The organism is Parabacteroides sp. AF39-10AC (assembly GCF_003635405.1).
In the GTDB taxonomy this organism is placed as follows: Bacteria; Bacteroidota; Bacteroidia; order Bacteroidales; family Tannerellaceae; genus Parabacteroides; species Parabacteroides distasonis.
Map to the genome: position 1 here is coordinate 128,910 of NZ_QTLP01000010.1, position 13,719 is coordinate 142,628.

Sequence of the window (13,719 nt, forward strand, 5' to 3'; positions counted from 1 at the left end):
TTTTTAACTATTTACCGTGAAATATTTATTTCTTTGAAGGCTCTACCCTGTCATCCGGATAGGGAGAGGCCGGGATCGTGGAAGCGCTTCCGTCTCGTCCGGCGAAATAGTGCGGTGACATGATCTCTACGCCAGCCTCATTGAATACGTCCTGTATGTTTTGATGCAGGTCGGAATAGATATCCCCGAGTTTATCGGCGTCCTTTATATAAGCGTTGATTTGATAACAGGGATAGTAATCGCTTAGTTCGGTCTCCAATACGAAAGGCTTCGGCTCTGGCAATACCCCGGTGGTCTGGCGGGCGGCATTGATCAATAATTGATGAACTTGCCGCCAAGGTACGTCGTAGCCGATCGTAACCGTGCTGTGGATGATTAATCCGTATTGCCGTGCGGATACGCTATAATTTGTTGTATGGGAGGACATGATAAAGGAGTTCGGGATGGTCACTACCTCATTCTTAGGGGTACGTAAACGGGTGACAAACGGAGTCTTCTCGATCACGTTGCCAGTCGTCTCGTTTAGTTGGATACGGTCACCCAATTTAAAGGGCCTCATATAAGTAATGACCAGCCCTGCGATGATATTTCCGATCACCGTACTGGAACCCAACGATATGATCAAACCGACAAATACGGATATGCCTTGAAATACCCCCGAGTCCGATCCCGGCAGATAAGGATAGATCATGGCGATCATAAAGGCGTATAGCAGGAAACGGATGATATTAAACGTCGGTTGCGCCCAATCCGGGTAAAAACCTGATATTTTCAGGTTCTCGCTCTCTATCTCGTTGGCTATGTATTGGATTCCTTTTACGATGTATTTGATACAGTAATAGATCACCAAGATGATAAACAAGTTCGGAATATAGGAAGCTACCGATTTAAAGATCATCTTTACCGGCTCCAACAAGTAGGAGAATATCTTCAAGGCTAGATCTTCTGTTTGCGGGAAGATAGCGAAAAGGATCGGTACACTGATGGTTAATTGGATTAGTAACACGATCCATCGTATTACGTTGGTGAAAAACATCAATACGCGTCCTTGGCGATGTGTGTTGAGAAATTCATAATCCCGGATGGTAATAGATCTGAGTCGGTTCTGCTTTAACCAGATAATTTTCCTGCGTAGTTTCTTAAACAGATGGTTGGTCAGCTTAAACAGGAAATATTGGATGATAATTACGAGGATGAACAATAATACCCGTTTCGCTATCTGCAAGATACTATGTTGCTCCCTTAGCTCTTGTATCTTGTTTTGGATAATCGGTTGATATTGTTCTGCGAGGGCTATACGACTGAGATTTTGCCATAGGGCATCTTGATCGGTGATACTTAGGATAACCTTATCTCCGTACATGATATCCGTTACGTATTCGCTGTCATAGATATAGATGGAATCCTTCTTCAAGGAATGCGAGGTCCCGATCTTTACCATGATATTGAGGATGTCCTCAGCCCGGTCAACCGGGGTGCGGCCTCCGCGCTTGGCGTAAAGGTGAAATAAGGTATCCCCCTCTACGACTACAGGTACGCCGGGAGTCAGTGCCCGAAGGGAATCGATACGGTTTCGTTGCTCGGCCCTTTTTAGGGAGTCGGCGGTAGCGTTGCTGTTTTTCGTGCTTTCCAGCTCGTCTTTCAGTAAGATCTCGTTTAGTTTCATCTCTTGCAACTGGAGGGCTAGCTCCTGCATCTTGATGGAATCCTGCCGATGTTGCTCATCGAGCGAAAGCGTATCGGTTGGGGTAACTGGTTCCTCCGGATCATTGCCTAATGTCGTAGACAATAGTTCTTCGGCCTTTTCCCTTAATTGGGCGTTGGATACCGTTGGCAGGAAACTGATTCCTGCCAAGATCACTAATCGCAATAAAAATTGTTTCATCGAATCGTGGATTAACTATTTACCACCGGCCGGAAGATGCTCCAGCCAGTATTTAGCCATTGTCTTACGTAGGTGAAGAGTCGTTCCTTCCCTTTCGTTGATGCTATGGCTACGCATCGGGTAACTGATTTGCGTAAACATCTTTCCGTTCTTGATCAACTTGTTCACCAGCATCTCGCAATTTTGGTAATGCACGTTATCATCTCCCGTACCATGAATAAGCAGCAGATTACCTTCCAGTCCCTCGGCATAGGTAATCGGGGAACCTTTGCGGTAGCCTTCCGGATTGTTCTGCGGAGTATTCATGTAACGTTCTTGGTAGATCGTGTCGTATAGGCGCTGGTCAGCGACAAAAGCGATCGCTATACCGGTATGGAATACTTTCGGATAACGGAACATGCAGTTCAAGGTTTGACTGCCGCCGCCGCTCCATCCGGTAATGCCGATCCGGCTGGCATCGATAAACGGATGTTGACGGGCCATATCTAAAATACCCCTGCTTTGATCCTCGGAGGAGAAAGTGCCCACTTCCCCGTAAATACATTTACGCCATTCACGCCCACGAGGAGTATTCGCACCCCGGTTCTCTATACTCACCACGATATAGCCTTGGTTCGCCATATATTGTTGCCATAAATCTCCGTTACCCCATACATCTTGTACGGTGGCGCTCGCCGGCTCGCCGTATACCTCTATGATAACCGGGTATTTCTTGGATGCGTCGAAATCGACAGGTTTTATCATCCATGCGTCCAAGGTTAGATTGCCGGACTTGACCTTGATAAATTCTTTCGGGTTTAATCCTAAGGCAGCGTATTGGTCCTTGGCTTGAGCATTATCCTCAAGCATGCGTACGGATTGATGTTTCGGAAAAGAAACCATGTCGATAACAGATGGGGTAGAGGCGTTACTATACGTATGTATGGCCCATTTGCCGGTGGGTGACATGTTGTAGCGGTGCTGTCCGGATTGTTCCATGGGGCTTACACGCTCCACTTCTCCATTGCCGAATGCTTTAGCCCGGTACAAGTAGCGTTGGGTGAAATTGTCCGGGGAGGCAATGAAATAGACCCAGCCCTTTTGTAGATCGGTCCCGACCGGCGAGATATAATCAAAATCACCTTTGGTGATGGGTTGTATCTCTTTTCCGTCACGGCTTATCCGGTATAAATGCCGCCAGCCACTACGCTCGCTTTCCCATGTGAAATAGCGGTTGTCCTTTAACCATTGTATGTTATCATTCGTGTCTAGCCATGCGGCATCCGTATCGGTGAAGATATTATTCAGCGAGTTATCGGATATCTTGGCGATCCATACCTTATTTGTATTCTGCGGGCGGTTTAGTTGCTGTATGAACAACTCGTCGCTTTCGGGGATGAATTCCATACGGGGCAGGTAGTTGTTCCGGGGATCTCCGGGTATGGCGATCCAAGTGGTGTTCCCGCCGGTAGAGGAAACGTAGCCTACTTTTACGGCTGAATTGGTGGTTCCTGCCTTGGGGTATGGGAAATGGATTACCTTTGCGTAGATGGAGTCTACATTATTAATAATGTCGAACACTCCCGTTCCTTTCGTATCGCTTTGCCAATAGGCGATATGCTTTCCGTCCGGGCTCCAGCGGAAACCATCCCGGCAACTGAACTCCTCCTCATATACCCAATCGAAGGTTCCGTTGACAATCGTATCGCTTCCGTCTTTTGTTAGCTGCGTGATTTTCCCGGAGTCTATATCTTCTACATATATATTATTGTTGGAAACATAGGCCACACGTGTGCCATCCGGAGAGAATTTAGCGAACATCATGGAGGATTCCGGCATTCCTTTTCCCAATTGACGTAAAGCGCCGTCCTTTAGGTTTAATACCCAATAGTCACCCCGTGTATCATAACGCCATACCCGTCGGGTATTGTTATAAATCAAGATTTTCTCATTATCCGCACTCCAAGAGACGCTACGTACGGGGATAGGCCTTCCGGTAGATTTGTCCGTCAATAGGGATGAGGGGATAATGACTTCACGGGAGTTATCTTTCGCTCGATAGGCGACGATATCCGTGCCTCCGGTTTGCTTATTATTTTCCAAGCGGCTATAACGTTCACCGTCTTTTAGCCAAGTCATGCTTCCGATGCCTTTTGTTTGTATGATGTTACCGGCAACTATATCCTCAAGATTCAACGCTTTTTGTGCCATGCTTATACCTCCCGACAGAAGGCTGATCGTGGCGATCGCTATTAATTTGTTTAGTTTCATGTTGTATTAGTTGGTTACTACTATATTTATGCAAAGAACGGAAAGTTAGTTGATATAACAAAATGGATTTGTATATTCGCGCCTCGGAAATCAAGAATAATCATAGTTTAATTTTATATAGAAATCGGAATGAAAGCACTTTCAATGTATGTATGGTCACTTGTAGTGATCATGATGATGGGATTTACTTCTTGTGGGGATGATGATGAGCTTCAATTCTCGGAAGAGCAATTGGCTTATATCAACAAAAACAAGGAATACATCTGGGAGAAGAAAGCGGAGAAAGACGAGAACGGTGAATTGAAATATAAGCAAGTTGTTATAGGAGGTGATACTGCCTTATATCGGATCATTCAGAAAGAAAATGAGTGGACAACGACACCTTCCGCAACCTCAGTGGTTTATTTGCTTGATCTGGAAGGAAAATATATTGACGGGAAAGTCTTTCAAAAGAAACTGGATAGATCAAGTTTTTCTATGAACGGCATTATCCCGGGCTTAAGCGGTGTCTTATTGAATATCCATCTGGATGAGACCGTGGAGGCGATTATCCCGGCTTCGCTAGGTTATGGATATGGAGATTATAGCGGTATCCCCGGAGGTTCTACTTTAATCTTTACTTTTACCTTGGATAAGGTAGAATGAATAATACCTTGATGGATAAGCCTATCTTCTATATCCGTCTCCGCTGAATGTTCGTTCGCCGCCGCTGAATGTATATTCGTCGCCGCCGAACGAACATTCAGCGGCGGCGAATAAAGAAGATATCGGGTTGCGGGAGGTTTTATATAGTACTGGGAGAACTTTTTATTCGGTTTGATCTGACTTTTATCTTTATAAGATTTGGCACGGTTGCTTAATTCAGCCAACGGGTTAATAGTATAAATAGGTGTGGTGTAATTTCTTTATTTTGAACATGTATACGATTTGTTCGTAAATATTCGATAGTTTCGTTGATTATCTCCTTTTTTCTTTTTAATTTGGCGGATTATAAACATAATCTTGATATTATGAAGACTGCCATTGTTCCTTTCTTGTTGCTTCTGAATATTCTTGTCGCTGTAAATGCACAGACTAAGGATTCTGTTATCTTGGTGAAAGATAGTATTACGGTAAAATTGCCGGATGTCTACGTTACTTCCGAGCGTCCTTTGGTTACGGTTACGGACGATGCCTTATCTTTCGACGTGCCTAACTTGATCATGGCCAAACCGGTGAATACTGCATTTGATATTTTAGGAGAGATTCCCGGATTGGTGAAAGAAGGGGACAACGTTAGTATCATCGGCGTCCCTACTACGAACATTATTATTAACGGACGTAAAAGCTCAATGTCATTGTCCCAGATTGTAGAGCTTCTGAAATCTAACTCGGCCAGCAAAGTAAAGAGTATAGAGCTTTTGTATAGCTCTCCTCCAAAATATGGCGTAAAAGGAGGTAGTATAAATATCATTATGGAGAAGAAAGTGAATGAGGATTTAAGTGCCGATATCTCTTTGACCGGAAAGCAAGCTTTCTACTTCTCGCCAACCGGGTTAGTGAATTTATCTTACTCCAAAAAGAAATATAGTCTGGATCTATCTTATTCCGCTAATTATAACCATTCCCGTTCAACCGAGGATATGAACGCCTATCCTATCGTGAAGGATCGTCCTTATGAGATCCTGCAAGAAAATACGGCGGTAGGTCGTTCCATGAACCATACGATTGGGGCAAGTGCCAGTTGGTTTATGGATAAGGGGCGTGAGGTGGATATTTCTTATTATGCCAAGATAACGGATTCTAATTCCAAACGATATTCGAACACTCTATTTGTGGGTATTGAGAATGCGGAAAGTAATAATAAGTTATCGGGCCCGAAGAATCTTCAAAATGTACGGTTGAATTATGCACATTCCAAGAACTTGAACGCAGGGGTGGATTATACCTATTATAAGGATCGCAGGGATCAATATATGATCTCGGATTATCCCGATACGAAACAAGAGGTGGAGGCTACCTCCCGGCAAAATATCCATTTGGCGAATGTATTCGTTAACTACGAACGGGTATTAGGAAAAGGATGGAAAATTAACGTAGGCACGAATGTGCAGTTATCCTTTACGGATAATAGCTCCTTTACCTACCAAGATAAACAGGAGGATCTGTCAGCTACGTTTGCCCAAAAAGAAAAAGAGTATACGGCGGGATTGTATGCCGGTTTCTCTAAGCGTTTTGGCAAGAAACTGGTGTTGAGCGCTTCTCTTTCGGCGGAGTATAATAAGGCGGTGATTGATTCGGCGGGCCGGAAATGGACCTTATGGTCTGGGGTAAATCTCTATCCACAATTGAACTTGAGTTATACGATCGATCCATCGAATATGCTTCAAGTCAATTTCTCCAGCGATAAGAAGTATCCGGCGTATTGGGTCATGAGCTCGAATGTTTCTTATTTGAATGTGTATAGTCAGGTACGGGGAAATCCTTATTTGGAACCGGAACGTATTTATATGGCTAGGGCTAATTATATCTTGAAAAAGAAATATGTTTTTGGACTATTCGCCAATCATCATGTGAATTATATTCGCCAATTGTATTATCAAGATACGAAAGCGTTGAGAGCCTATTACCAATCGGTTAATTTCGATAAGCATAATACTTTCGGGGCGATGGCAGTTATCCCGTTTCGGATCGGTGGGGTGGTTAGCTCACGGTTCGTGGCATCGGGCTTCTTGATTCAAGATGAGGGAGTGTTTATCGATATTTCGTTTGATCGGAAAAAGTTGTTCGGGCAGTTGATGTTGTTCAATACGTTTACTTTATCAAGGAAAAAGAACTTATCGTTAGAAGTTAACGCTCGCTATAGTGCGCCTTCGATACAAGGTATCTATGATGTGGATGGTATTTATAATGTATCGGCAGGGCTTGTCTGGAACCCGATACCGAAAAAATTAAGCGTAATGCTACGAGGTGAGGACTTATTAAAGGGCTTACGTGCGAAAACGCATATTGATTATCCCAGCCAGAAGAGTGATATGACGATCTATTCGGATACTCGTTCTGTATCGCTCACCTTAAAGTATACATTGGGCAAGATGAACCGGAAGAATAAGAAAGAGATCGATTCTTCACGGTTTGGTCAATAAAGTTCTTATGGAATCCATTCGATAACGCCTGTGACTGGATGTTGTTTTTTCCAGTCCTCTAATTCCGCATACGTACGCACGCCGTCTTGAATGACTGCTTGGTAATATTCCACGCCCATGATTTTCGCTGTATCCGGTGTCTCATATTTCAGTTTTAAGATGGCCTGCCGGGTCTCGTCAGTCAGTACGGCGGTTATACGTTCGGCCATTTTCTCGAAATAACCGTCATAACGGGAACCTTTTACGATATGGATCATATCAATTTGCCAGAGTTCGTTATCCGGGTCTTGGAACCATGCGTGCCACTCTACGCATTGTTCTTCCGTATCGAGCGAATTTCCGTATTCGATCCGTTTAATGAGCGGGTTCTCCGCTAGTCGGGCCATCGCTAGGAAGCTGTCGGATATACGGAAAGGAGAAGTGTAAATATGAAAGTCGATATCCTTATGTTTCATGAGTAGTCCCATATTCAAGGAGCCTACTAGGTTTATTTCCGCCCCGACGGATTTCCATATATTTATAATGTCGGTTTGCCGGATCACTTCCCAAGCTCTATCTTGGTTTCTTTTCGCTAATTCTAATAGATGTTTCATGATTTAAATAATTTGAGGTGTGAAGTTAAGACACGAAGCGGGATAAGGAAATAGCTATTTATAGCTAGGTTGGTTTTAATATATCATACGGGTACACTATTTCCGGTTGTAGGGACGGGGCACGCCCCGTCCCTATAAGTTGGACAATATATATTTATCTTTTGAATAACCGGAATAACTCACCGATCCATAAAACCAGAGAGGAAGATCCGATAATGATCGCCCAATCTTCCAAGGGCAAAGGTATTACGCTGAACATCTCGCCTCCAAAAGTGACGATTAAGTATTGACCAATCAAAATCAGTAAAGCGACCAGCAAGAAGCTTTTACTATCCTTTAAATTGGCAAAAGCGGAACGTCCTTCCATAAATGCCTTTGCGTTAAACATATTCCAGAACTGTAGCATCACGAAGAAGCTGAAGAACCACGATAAATCGTGCGGCGTTAAACCGTCTTGCGCATGGAAATAGAACAACAAGCCCATCAAGATTACGACAAAAGCGAATCCGACGCCGAAAATATTATAGGCCATCGGGCGGGTGATAATGAAATCTCCATCCTTACCGCTCCGGCGAGGTTTATCTTTCATCACTCGCTCATTCGGTGGGAGAGAGGCCAACGCCCCGGCAGCGAATGTATCCATGATCAAGTTTACCCATAACATCTGCGTGATAGTCAAAGGAGATTCCGTACCTAATAAAGAACCCAATAGCACGATCAAACAAGCGGCTACATTGATGGTCAATTGGAATAACAAGAATTTCTGGATATTCCGGTACAAGGAACGTCCCCACATCACCGCACGGGTAATGCTACTGAACGAGTTGTCGATAATCGTAATGTCGCTGGCTTCCTTGGCAACTGAAGTACCGTCACCCATGGAGAGGCCTACTTGTGCCGCTTTCAAGGCGGGGGCATCGTTTGTCCCGTCGCCGGTAACCGCTACCACGGCGCCTTTCTGCTGTAATAATTGTACCAAACGCTGTTTGTCCGTAGGACGGGCACGGCACATGATCTTCAAGTCTAAGACACGATCCAAGGCCTCTTGGTCGCTAAGCGCCTCGAATGCGGGACCCGTGATAATGTTCCGGTCGGTATCATTCGCTTTCCACGTACCGATCTGTCGTCCGATTTCTTTAGCCGTACCCGGTGTATCTCCGGTGACGATCTTCACGTCGATACCTGCGTCCAAGCAACTTTGAACAGCGGGGGGCACATCCGCACGTACCGGATCGGAGATAGCGACGATACCTAGGTACGTTAAATCCGTATCATGTAAACGACCCTCAACGAAGAAGGTCTCATCCATTCCATCCTCAATTATCTGGTAAGCGAAGCCAAGCGTACGCATCGCTTGGTTCTGGTAATCCAATAATTGTTTTTCGATGCCGGCTTTACATTCCGCCACCGGTTTGTAAGTTCCGTCTATCGCCACCCGGTTACTGTTGGCCAGTACGATTTCGGGAGCACCTTTCACGTAAAGTACCTTCTTGCCGAGTAACGGTGATTGTACGATTGTAGCCATATATTTCCGTTCCGTAGAGAAGGTCAATTGATCTAGGATCGTAGCGTTCTCTCTTAATTCCAGATAATTTTGGTGTTGTCCGTTCAACCAGAGTAAAAGGGCGGCCTCCGTCGGGTTTCCAAGGGTTTTTACCTTTTCTTCCGAGAAATCGAGGAATGCCGTGGAGTTCGTGGAGATACCTTCTTTGATCAGGTTACTTAACTCATCCTCCCCAAGCTTTTGGTCTTTCAGGTTGTAGAAATTCGTTTGGTAGACTTGCATTTGGTTCTGCGTCAACGTTCCGGTCTTGTCCGTACAAATTACGGTAGTCGCTCCCATGGTCTCACAGGCGTGCATTTTGCGGACAAGATTATTCGTCTTCAACATACGGTTCATGCTGAGGGCCAAACTTAACGTGACACTCATCGGTAATCCTTCCGGAACGGATACCACGATCAACGTAACCGCTACCATAAAGTAGTTGAGGATATGGGCGATGATGTCCATCGCCGGCATCCCGGGGAAACTATCCGATAAAAGGAATTTTACGGTCAAGGCGATGAACGTCACCCCGGCGATCGTATATCCGGCTTTACTGATCACGCTAGCCAAGCCTTTCAACTGTATTTGTAAAGGAGTCTCTACATCGCTCTCGATTTGCGAGCCTTCGTAGACCTTACCGTATCCGGTAGCGTCACCCACCTTTTCTACTTGCATTACGCCATGTCCGTCCACGACCGTCGTTCCTCGCATGACTACATTGGACGGATAAGTCGCTTCCGTATCGAAATCCGCCTCGTTTGTAGTCTTGCTGATAATCGGTTCACCGGTTAGTGTGGATTCGTTGATCTGTAGGGAGATGGCTTCAAGCAAATGTCCATCTGCGGGAATTTCCTCACCTGTCTCCAAAACAACGATATCGCCTACGACGACCTCTTTTTTCGGTATTTGGCAGATATTCCCGTCACGGATTACCTTCACTAAAATATCATCATTGACTGTATTCAAGATATCGAATGCCTTGTTCGCTTTCACCTCGAAGAAAAAGCCCACGCAACTGGCAAGCATGATTGCGAAGAAAATGCCGATCGGCTCCAAGAAGGCCGTAAAACCTTTCGCCTCAGGTCCCCAGCAATGTACGCCAGCGATTATCATGGACAAGAGCCATGCCACTAATAATATACGAATAATAGGATCTTCGAATTTCTCCAAGAATTGGCTCCATAACGAAGCTTTCTTGGGCGGGGTAAGTACATTCTCGCCGTGAAGGCGCCTGCTCTCTTCTACTTCTTGTTTGGTTAATCCTCGGTACTGATGTTTTTTCTCCATAAATTTATTAATCTGATTAAGAAAATAGGATAGCAAATTACGTAAAGTTATACGACATATACAAGGGTTTAACCTTTTTGCATATATTTGTGTTGTATAACAAATTAATTTTTAATTAAAAGATGAAGAAAGTACTATTCATGTTATTGGCTATGTTCGCTTTGAGCGCCTGCCAATCAAAGGATTCATATGTGAAGGAGTTTAGTGATTTTGTAGATAAGGTGGAAATGGAGGCCGCTGATTATACCGATAAGGACTGGAAGAAGGCGGATCTGAAATTCTCGGATCTATCCACGGATCTTTACGCCAAGTTCGAGGAAGAGTTAAACGCTGATGAGAAAGCGGAGATCATTAAATTGCAAGCGACATACGCTGGATTGAAAATGAAAGCGGGCGTGAAAGACGCTGCCAAAAAAGTGGATAAGTTCTTGGATGGTTTGAAGGAAGGAACAAAATAACCTCTAATACGAAAATAAGATGAACAGAAATTGGGTGTATTCGCTATTTGCTTTATGGATCGTCTGTTCGTTCGCCTGTACGCAGCCTAAACCTGTGGCGAATGTGGATGTTCAAAAAGAGAATTTCGTATTCTCTATAAAAGGGACAGATACATTGTCCTTGGACAAGTATGAGTTGCCTTCTATATCGCCCGCCTCAAAAAAGCCTGTGATGATTTTTGCTTTTGGCGGTGGGTTTAAAGGGGGAGATAAGGCGGATAAAGGATATATTCCCTATTTCGAGTTCCTCGCCCGAAACGGATTTGTGGTCGTTTCTACGGATTATCGTACCACCTTGAAGAATCTGGATCCTTCTAAAGTCTCTTCTCCGATGGACTTTATCGCAGCCTTGCAGCATGCGATCGATACGGCGGTAGAGGATTTTTATGATGCTACCGGTTTCGTGATTAACCAAAGCTCGGATTGGAACATCGATGTGGAGCAGATCGTAGCGAGCGGTTCAAGTGCCGGGGCGATTACGGTATTGCAGGCAGAGTATGATTTATGTAACGGACATGAGTTGGCGAAAAGGCTACCGACAGGTTTCAACTATGCCGGTGTGATCTCATATGCCGGTGCGGTCTCTGGTGTGCTTCCTCCACATTGGGAAAAGATGCCTTGTCCGATTATGCTATTCCATGGCGATGCGGATAAAACCGTTCCTTTTGAACAAGCCGCTATGGAGAACCTCGGCGGTTTATGGGGATCATCCGCTGTAGCGAAAAGTCTGGAAAATCTTCAAGCTTCCTATTATTTTTATAAGGTAGAGAATGCGGGGCATGAGATCTCTGGGCTTCCTATGTCCCGGAACCAATACGATATCATGAGCTTCTTGAGCCGTCAAGTCTTAGGCGATGAGAATTTAGCGATCACGACAGACGAACGTGTTCCCGGTGATACGATCGTACGGAAAGATTTTACCGTACAGGATTATATCTTGGATAATTTGCGTTAATATAATAATGAAATATAAACAGCCTTAATTTGACCTTTTTAGATTAAACTATTCACCCGAAGGATTGTCTTTACTATATAGAGTGATTAATAGTGTGTTTAGTTTATTAAGGTTATGAGATTAACAAGGTTAGTTGGATTTTTAGGGATTGTCCTTTTTTGTGCAGGGCAATCCCTTTTTGCTCAAAGTAAGCAAGAGCGGAAGGAGCAAAAAGAGAAAGTAGTGAGGGAGATCGTGGATAGCGGTTGTATTAAGATCGATGTGGATCGTGCCGTACCGATGGCCGGGAGATCCGTCAATCTTACTTCCCCCTACTCATTGGAAATACATGGTGACTCGATCCTGTCTTATCTTCCTTACTTTGGACGTGCTTACTCTGCTCCTTATGGTGGTGGAGAGGGCTTGACGTTTAAAGAAGTGGCGACAGAGAAGGAGCAAACCTCTGAAAAGAAAGGTAGTTCCGAAATCAAGTTCCGTGTAAAGACCAAAGAGGATGTATACATGTTTCGGGTGGAAGTCTATCCGAATGGCTCGGTGACAATCAATGTGACACCCGTGAATAAACAGGCTATTACCTTTTATGGTGATGTCGCCTTAGACTTGAAATAGTCGTCCTTGCCGTGTATCTCTTTCCTCGATCCGCTTATTTACCTTAGCGGTAAATTCGAAATTCTTTAAACCCCAATCCGGTGCGATCAGTAGCTCTTTGGGGGATTGTGATACGAACCTCTCTACTACGATAGAGGGGTTCAGTCGTTCAATGAAGTCAATCACTAATTCGATATATTCATCAGCCGTATATAAATGGAAATCAGAAGGATCTTCCTTGAACTCTTTCGCCATGCGGGTATTCTTGATTAGCTGCAATTGGTGCAGTTTAAGTGTCGTGATCGGGAGGCGTGATAAGACATCCGCATGGTGTAATATTTCATCCCTACTTTCTCCCGGTAGTCCGAGTATCAGGTGTGCCCCGGTGTAAATACCTTTTGCCGCCGTACGACGGATAGCGGATTCCGATTCTTCATGGGTATGCCCTCTGTTTATGCGGACTAAGGTCTTATCAAGCGTACTTTCCAATCCATATTCAATCATGACGAATTTTCGCTGGGAAAGCTCCGCAAAATAATCCAATAAACCTTCCGGCATACAGTCCGGACGAGTGCCGACAATCAATCCTTCCACTCCAGGATAGGCAAGCGCTTCCTCATATTTGCGAATAAGAGAGTCTAATCGGTCGTATGTATTTGTGTAGGCTTGGAAGTAGGCCAGATACCGCATATCCGGATATTTGCGGGAAAAAAAACGTACGCCTTCCTCTAATTGCTCGGTAACGCTTTTCTCCGTATGACAGTATTCTGGACTGAATGTTTGGTTATTACAATAGGTGCAACCGCCCCATCCTTTAGACCCGTCTCGGTTCGGGCAGGTGAAGCCTGCGTTTATGGAAATCTTCTGAACCTTGAATTTGAATAGATCCCGTAGAAAATCCCCAAATTCATAATATCGTTTAGTTTTTTTCATAAGACAAAGATACGATTTCTCGCAATTTGAATCACTTTTTTATGCTAACTTCGCGTTTCA

General features: G+C 44.5%; 10 protein-coding genes. 5 read left to right on the forward strand and 5 right to left on the reverse strand.

Annotated elements, in window-relative coordinates; translation table 11 throughout:
* Positions 1 to 25: 25 nt before the first annotated feature.
* A complete protein-coding gene (locus DW033_RS11160; RefSeq protein WP_057326330.1) occupies positions 26 to 1,885 on the reverse strand; it encodes a mechanosensitive ion channel family protein in 1,860 nt (619 codons plus the stop codon).
* Positions 1,886 to 1,900: 15 nt separating this feature from the next.
* The gene (locus DW033_RS11165; protein ID WP_057326331.1) at positions 1,901 to 4,135 is read right to left on the reverse strand and encodes a S9 family peptidase; all 2,235 of its coding nucleotides are present in this window, start codon (positions 4,133 to 4,135) and stop codon (positions 1,901 to 1,903) included.
* Positions 4,136 to 4,264: 129 nt separating this feature from the next.
* Between DW033_RS11165 and DW033_RS11170 the strand changes: the two genes are divergently transcribed.
* Complete coding sequence (locus DW033_RS11170; RefSeq protein WP_057326332.1) at positions 4,265 to 4,780, forward strand: FKBP-type peptidyl-prolyl cis-trans isomerase; 516 nt, start codon at positions 4,265 to 4,267, stop codon at positions 4,778 to 4,780.
* 365 nt (positions 4,781 to 5,145) lie between these two features.
* Entirely contained in the window at positions 5,146 to 7,260 is a 2,115-nt protein-coding gene (locus DW033_RS11175; protein WP_057326343.1) for an outer membrane beta-barrel protein, read from the forward strand.
* A gap of 5 nt (positions 7,261 to 7,265) precedes the next feature.
* Here DW033_RS11175 and DW033_RS11180 read toward each other — a convergent pair whose 3' ends face one another.
* Both DW033_RS11180 and DW033_RS11185 read right to left on the reverse strand, forming a co-directional pair.
* Positions 7,266 to 7,853 carry a hypothetical protein gene (locus DW033_RS11180; RefSeq protein WP_009275619.1) on the reverse strand — a complete coding sequence of 196 codons (588 nt, stop codon included), beginning with the start codon at positions 7,851 to 7,853 and terminating at the stop codon, positions 7,266 to 7,268.
* Positions 7,854 to 8,007: 154 nt separating this feature from the next.
* Complete coding sequence (locus tag DW033_RS11185; RefSeq protein ID WP_122144596.1) at positions 8,008 to 10,686, reverse strand: calcium-translocating P-type ATPase, PMCA-type; 2,679 nt, start codon at positions 10,684 to 10,686, stop codon at positions 8,008 to 8,010.
* Between the two features lie 122 nt (positions 10,687 to 10,808).
* Between DW033_RS11185 and DW033_RS11190 the strand changes: the two genes are divergently transcribed.
* From DW033_RS11190 to DW033_RS11200, 3 genes are all read left to right on the forward strand, one after another.
* Positions 10,809 to 11,144: a DUF6565 domain-containing protein gene (locus DW033_RS11190; RefSeq protein ID WP_122382754.1), complete on the forward strand. Its 336-nt coding sequence runs from the start codon at positions 10,809 to 10,811 to the stop codon at positions 11,142 to 11,144.
* Positions 11,145 to 11,163: 19 nt separating this feature from the next.
* Positions 11,164 to 12,138 (forward strand): S9 family peptidase, encoded by a 975-nt coding sequence (locus DW033_RS11195; RefSeq protein WP_009275621.1) that lies wholly within the window; start codon positions 11,164 to 11,166, stop codon positions 12,136 to 12,138.
* Positions 12,139 to 12,252: 114 nt separating this feature from the next.
* Positions 12,253 to 12,747 carry a DUF4251 domain-containing protein gene (locus DW033_RS11200; RefSeq protein WP_009275622.1) on the forward strand — a complete coding sequence of 165 codons (495 nt, stop codon included), beginning with the start codon at positions 12,253 to 12,255 and terminating at the stop codon, positions 12,745 to 12,747.
* On the opposite strand, the gene DW033_RS11205 is transcribed toward DW033_RS11200, so the two are convergent.
* Positions 12,733 to 13,659, reverse strand: coding sequence for a TIGR01212 family radical SAM protein (locus DW033_RS11205; protein ID WP_009275623.1), 927 nt, complete (start codon positions 13,657 to 13,659; stop codon positions 12,733 to 12,735). The two genes, DW033_RS11200 and DW033_RS11205, sit on opposite strands and share 15 nt — an antisense overlap.
* Positions 13,660 to 13,719 lie beyond the last annotated feature (60 nt).

What these genes read in the sequence shown, in the direction of transcription:
- DW033_RS11165 (WP_057326331.1), bottom strand. Translation starts at nt 4,135, where the DNA reads ATGAAACTAAACAAATTAATAGCGATCGCCACGATCAGCCTTCTGTCG.
- DW033_RS11175 (WP_057326343.1), top strand. Translation starts at nt 5,146, where the DNA reads ATGAAGACTGCCATTGTTCCTTTCTTGTTGCTTCTGAATATTCTTGTC.
- DW033_RS11180 (WP_009275619.1), bottom strand. Translation starts at nt 7,853, where the DNA reads ATGAAACATCTATTAGAATTAGCGAAAAGAAACCAAGATAGAGCTTGG.
- DW033_RS11160 (WP_057326330.1), bottom strand. Translation starts at nt 1,885, where the DNA reads ATGAAACAATTTTTATTGCGATTAGTGATCTTGGCAGGAATCAGTTTC.
- DW033_RS11205 (WP_009275623.1), bottom strand. Translation starts at nt 13,659, where the DNA reads ATGAAAAAAACTAAACGATATTATGAATTTGGGGATTTTCTACGGGAT.
- DW033_RS11200 (WP_009275622.1), top strand. Translation starts at nt 12,253, where the DNA reads ATGAGATTAACAAGGTTAGTTGGATTTTTAGGGATTGTCCTTTTTTGT.
- DW033_RS11195 (WP_009275621.1), top strand. Translation starts at nt 11,164, where the DNA reads ATGAACAGAAATTGGGTGTATTCGCTATTTGCTTTATGGATCGTCTGT.
- DW033_RS11170 (WP_057326332.1), top strand. Translation starts at nt 4,265, where the DNA reads ATGAAAGCACTTTCAATGTATGTATGGTCACTTGTAGTGATCATGATG.
- DW033_RS11190 (WP_122382754.1), top strand. Translation starts at nt 10,809, where the DNA reads ATGAAGAAAGTACTATTCATGTTATTGGCTATGTTCGCTTTGAGCGCC.
- DW033_RS11185 (WP_122144596.1), bottom strand. Translation starts at nt 10,686, where the DNA reads ATGGAGAAAAAACATCAGTACCGAGGATTAACCAAACAAGAAGTAGAA.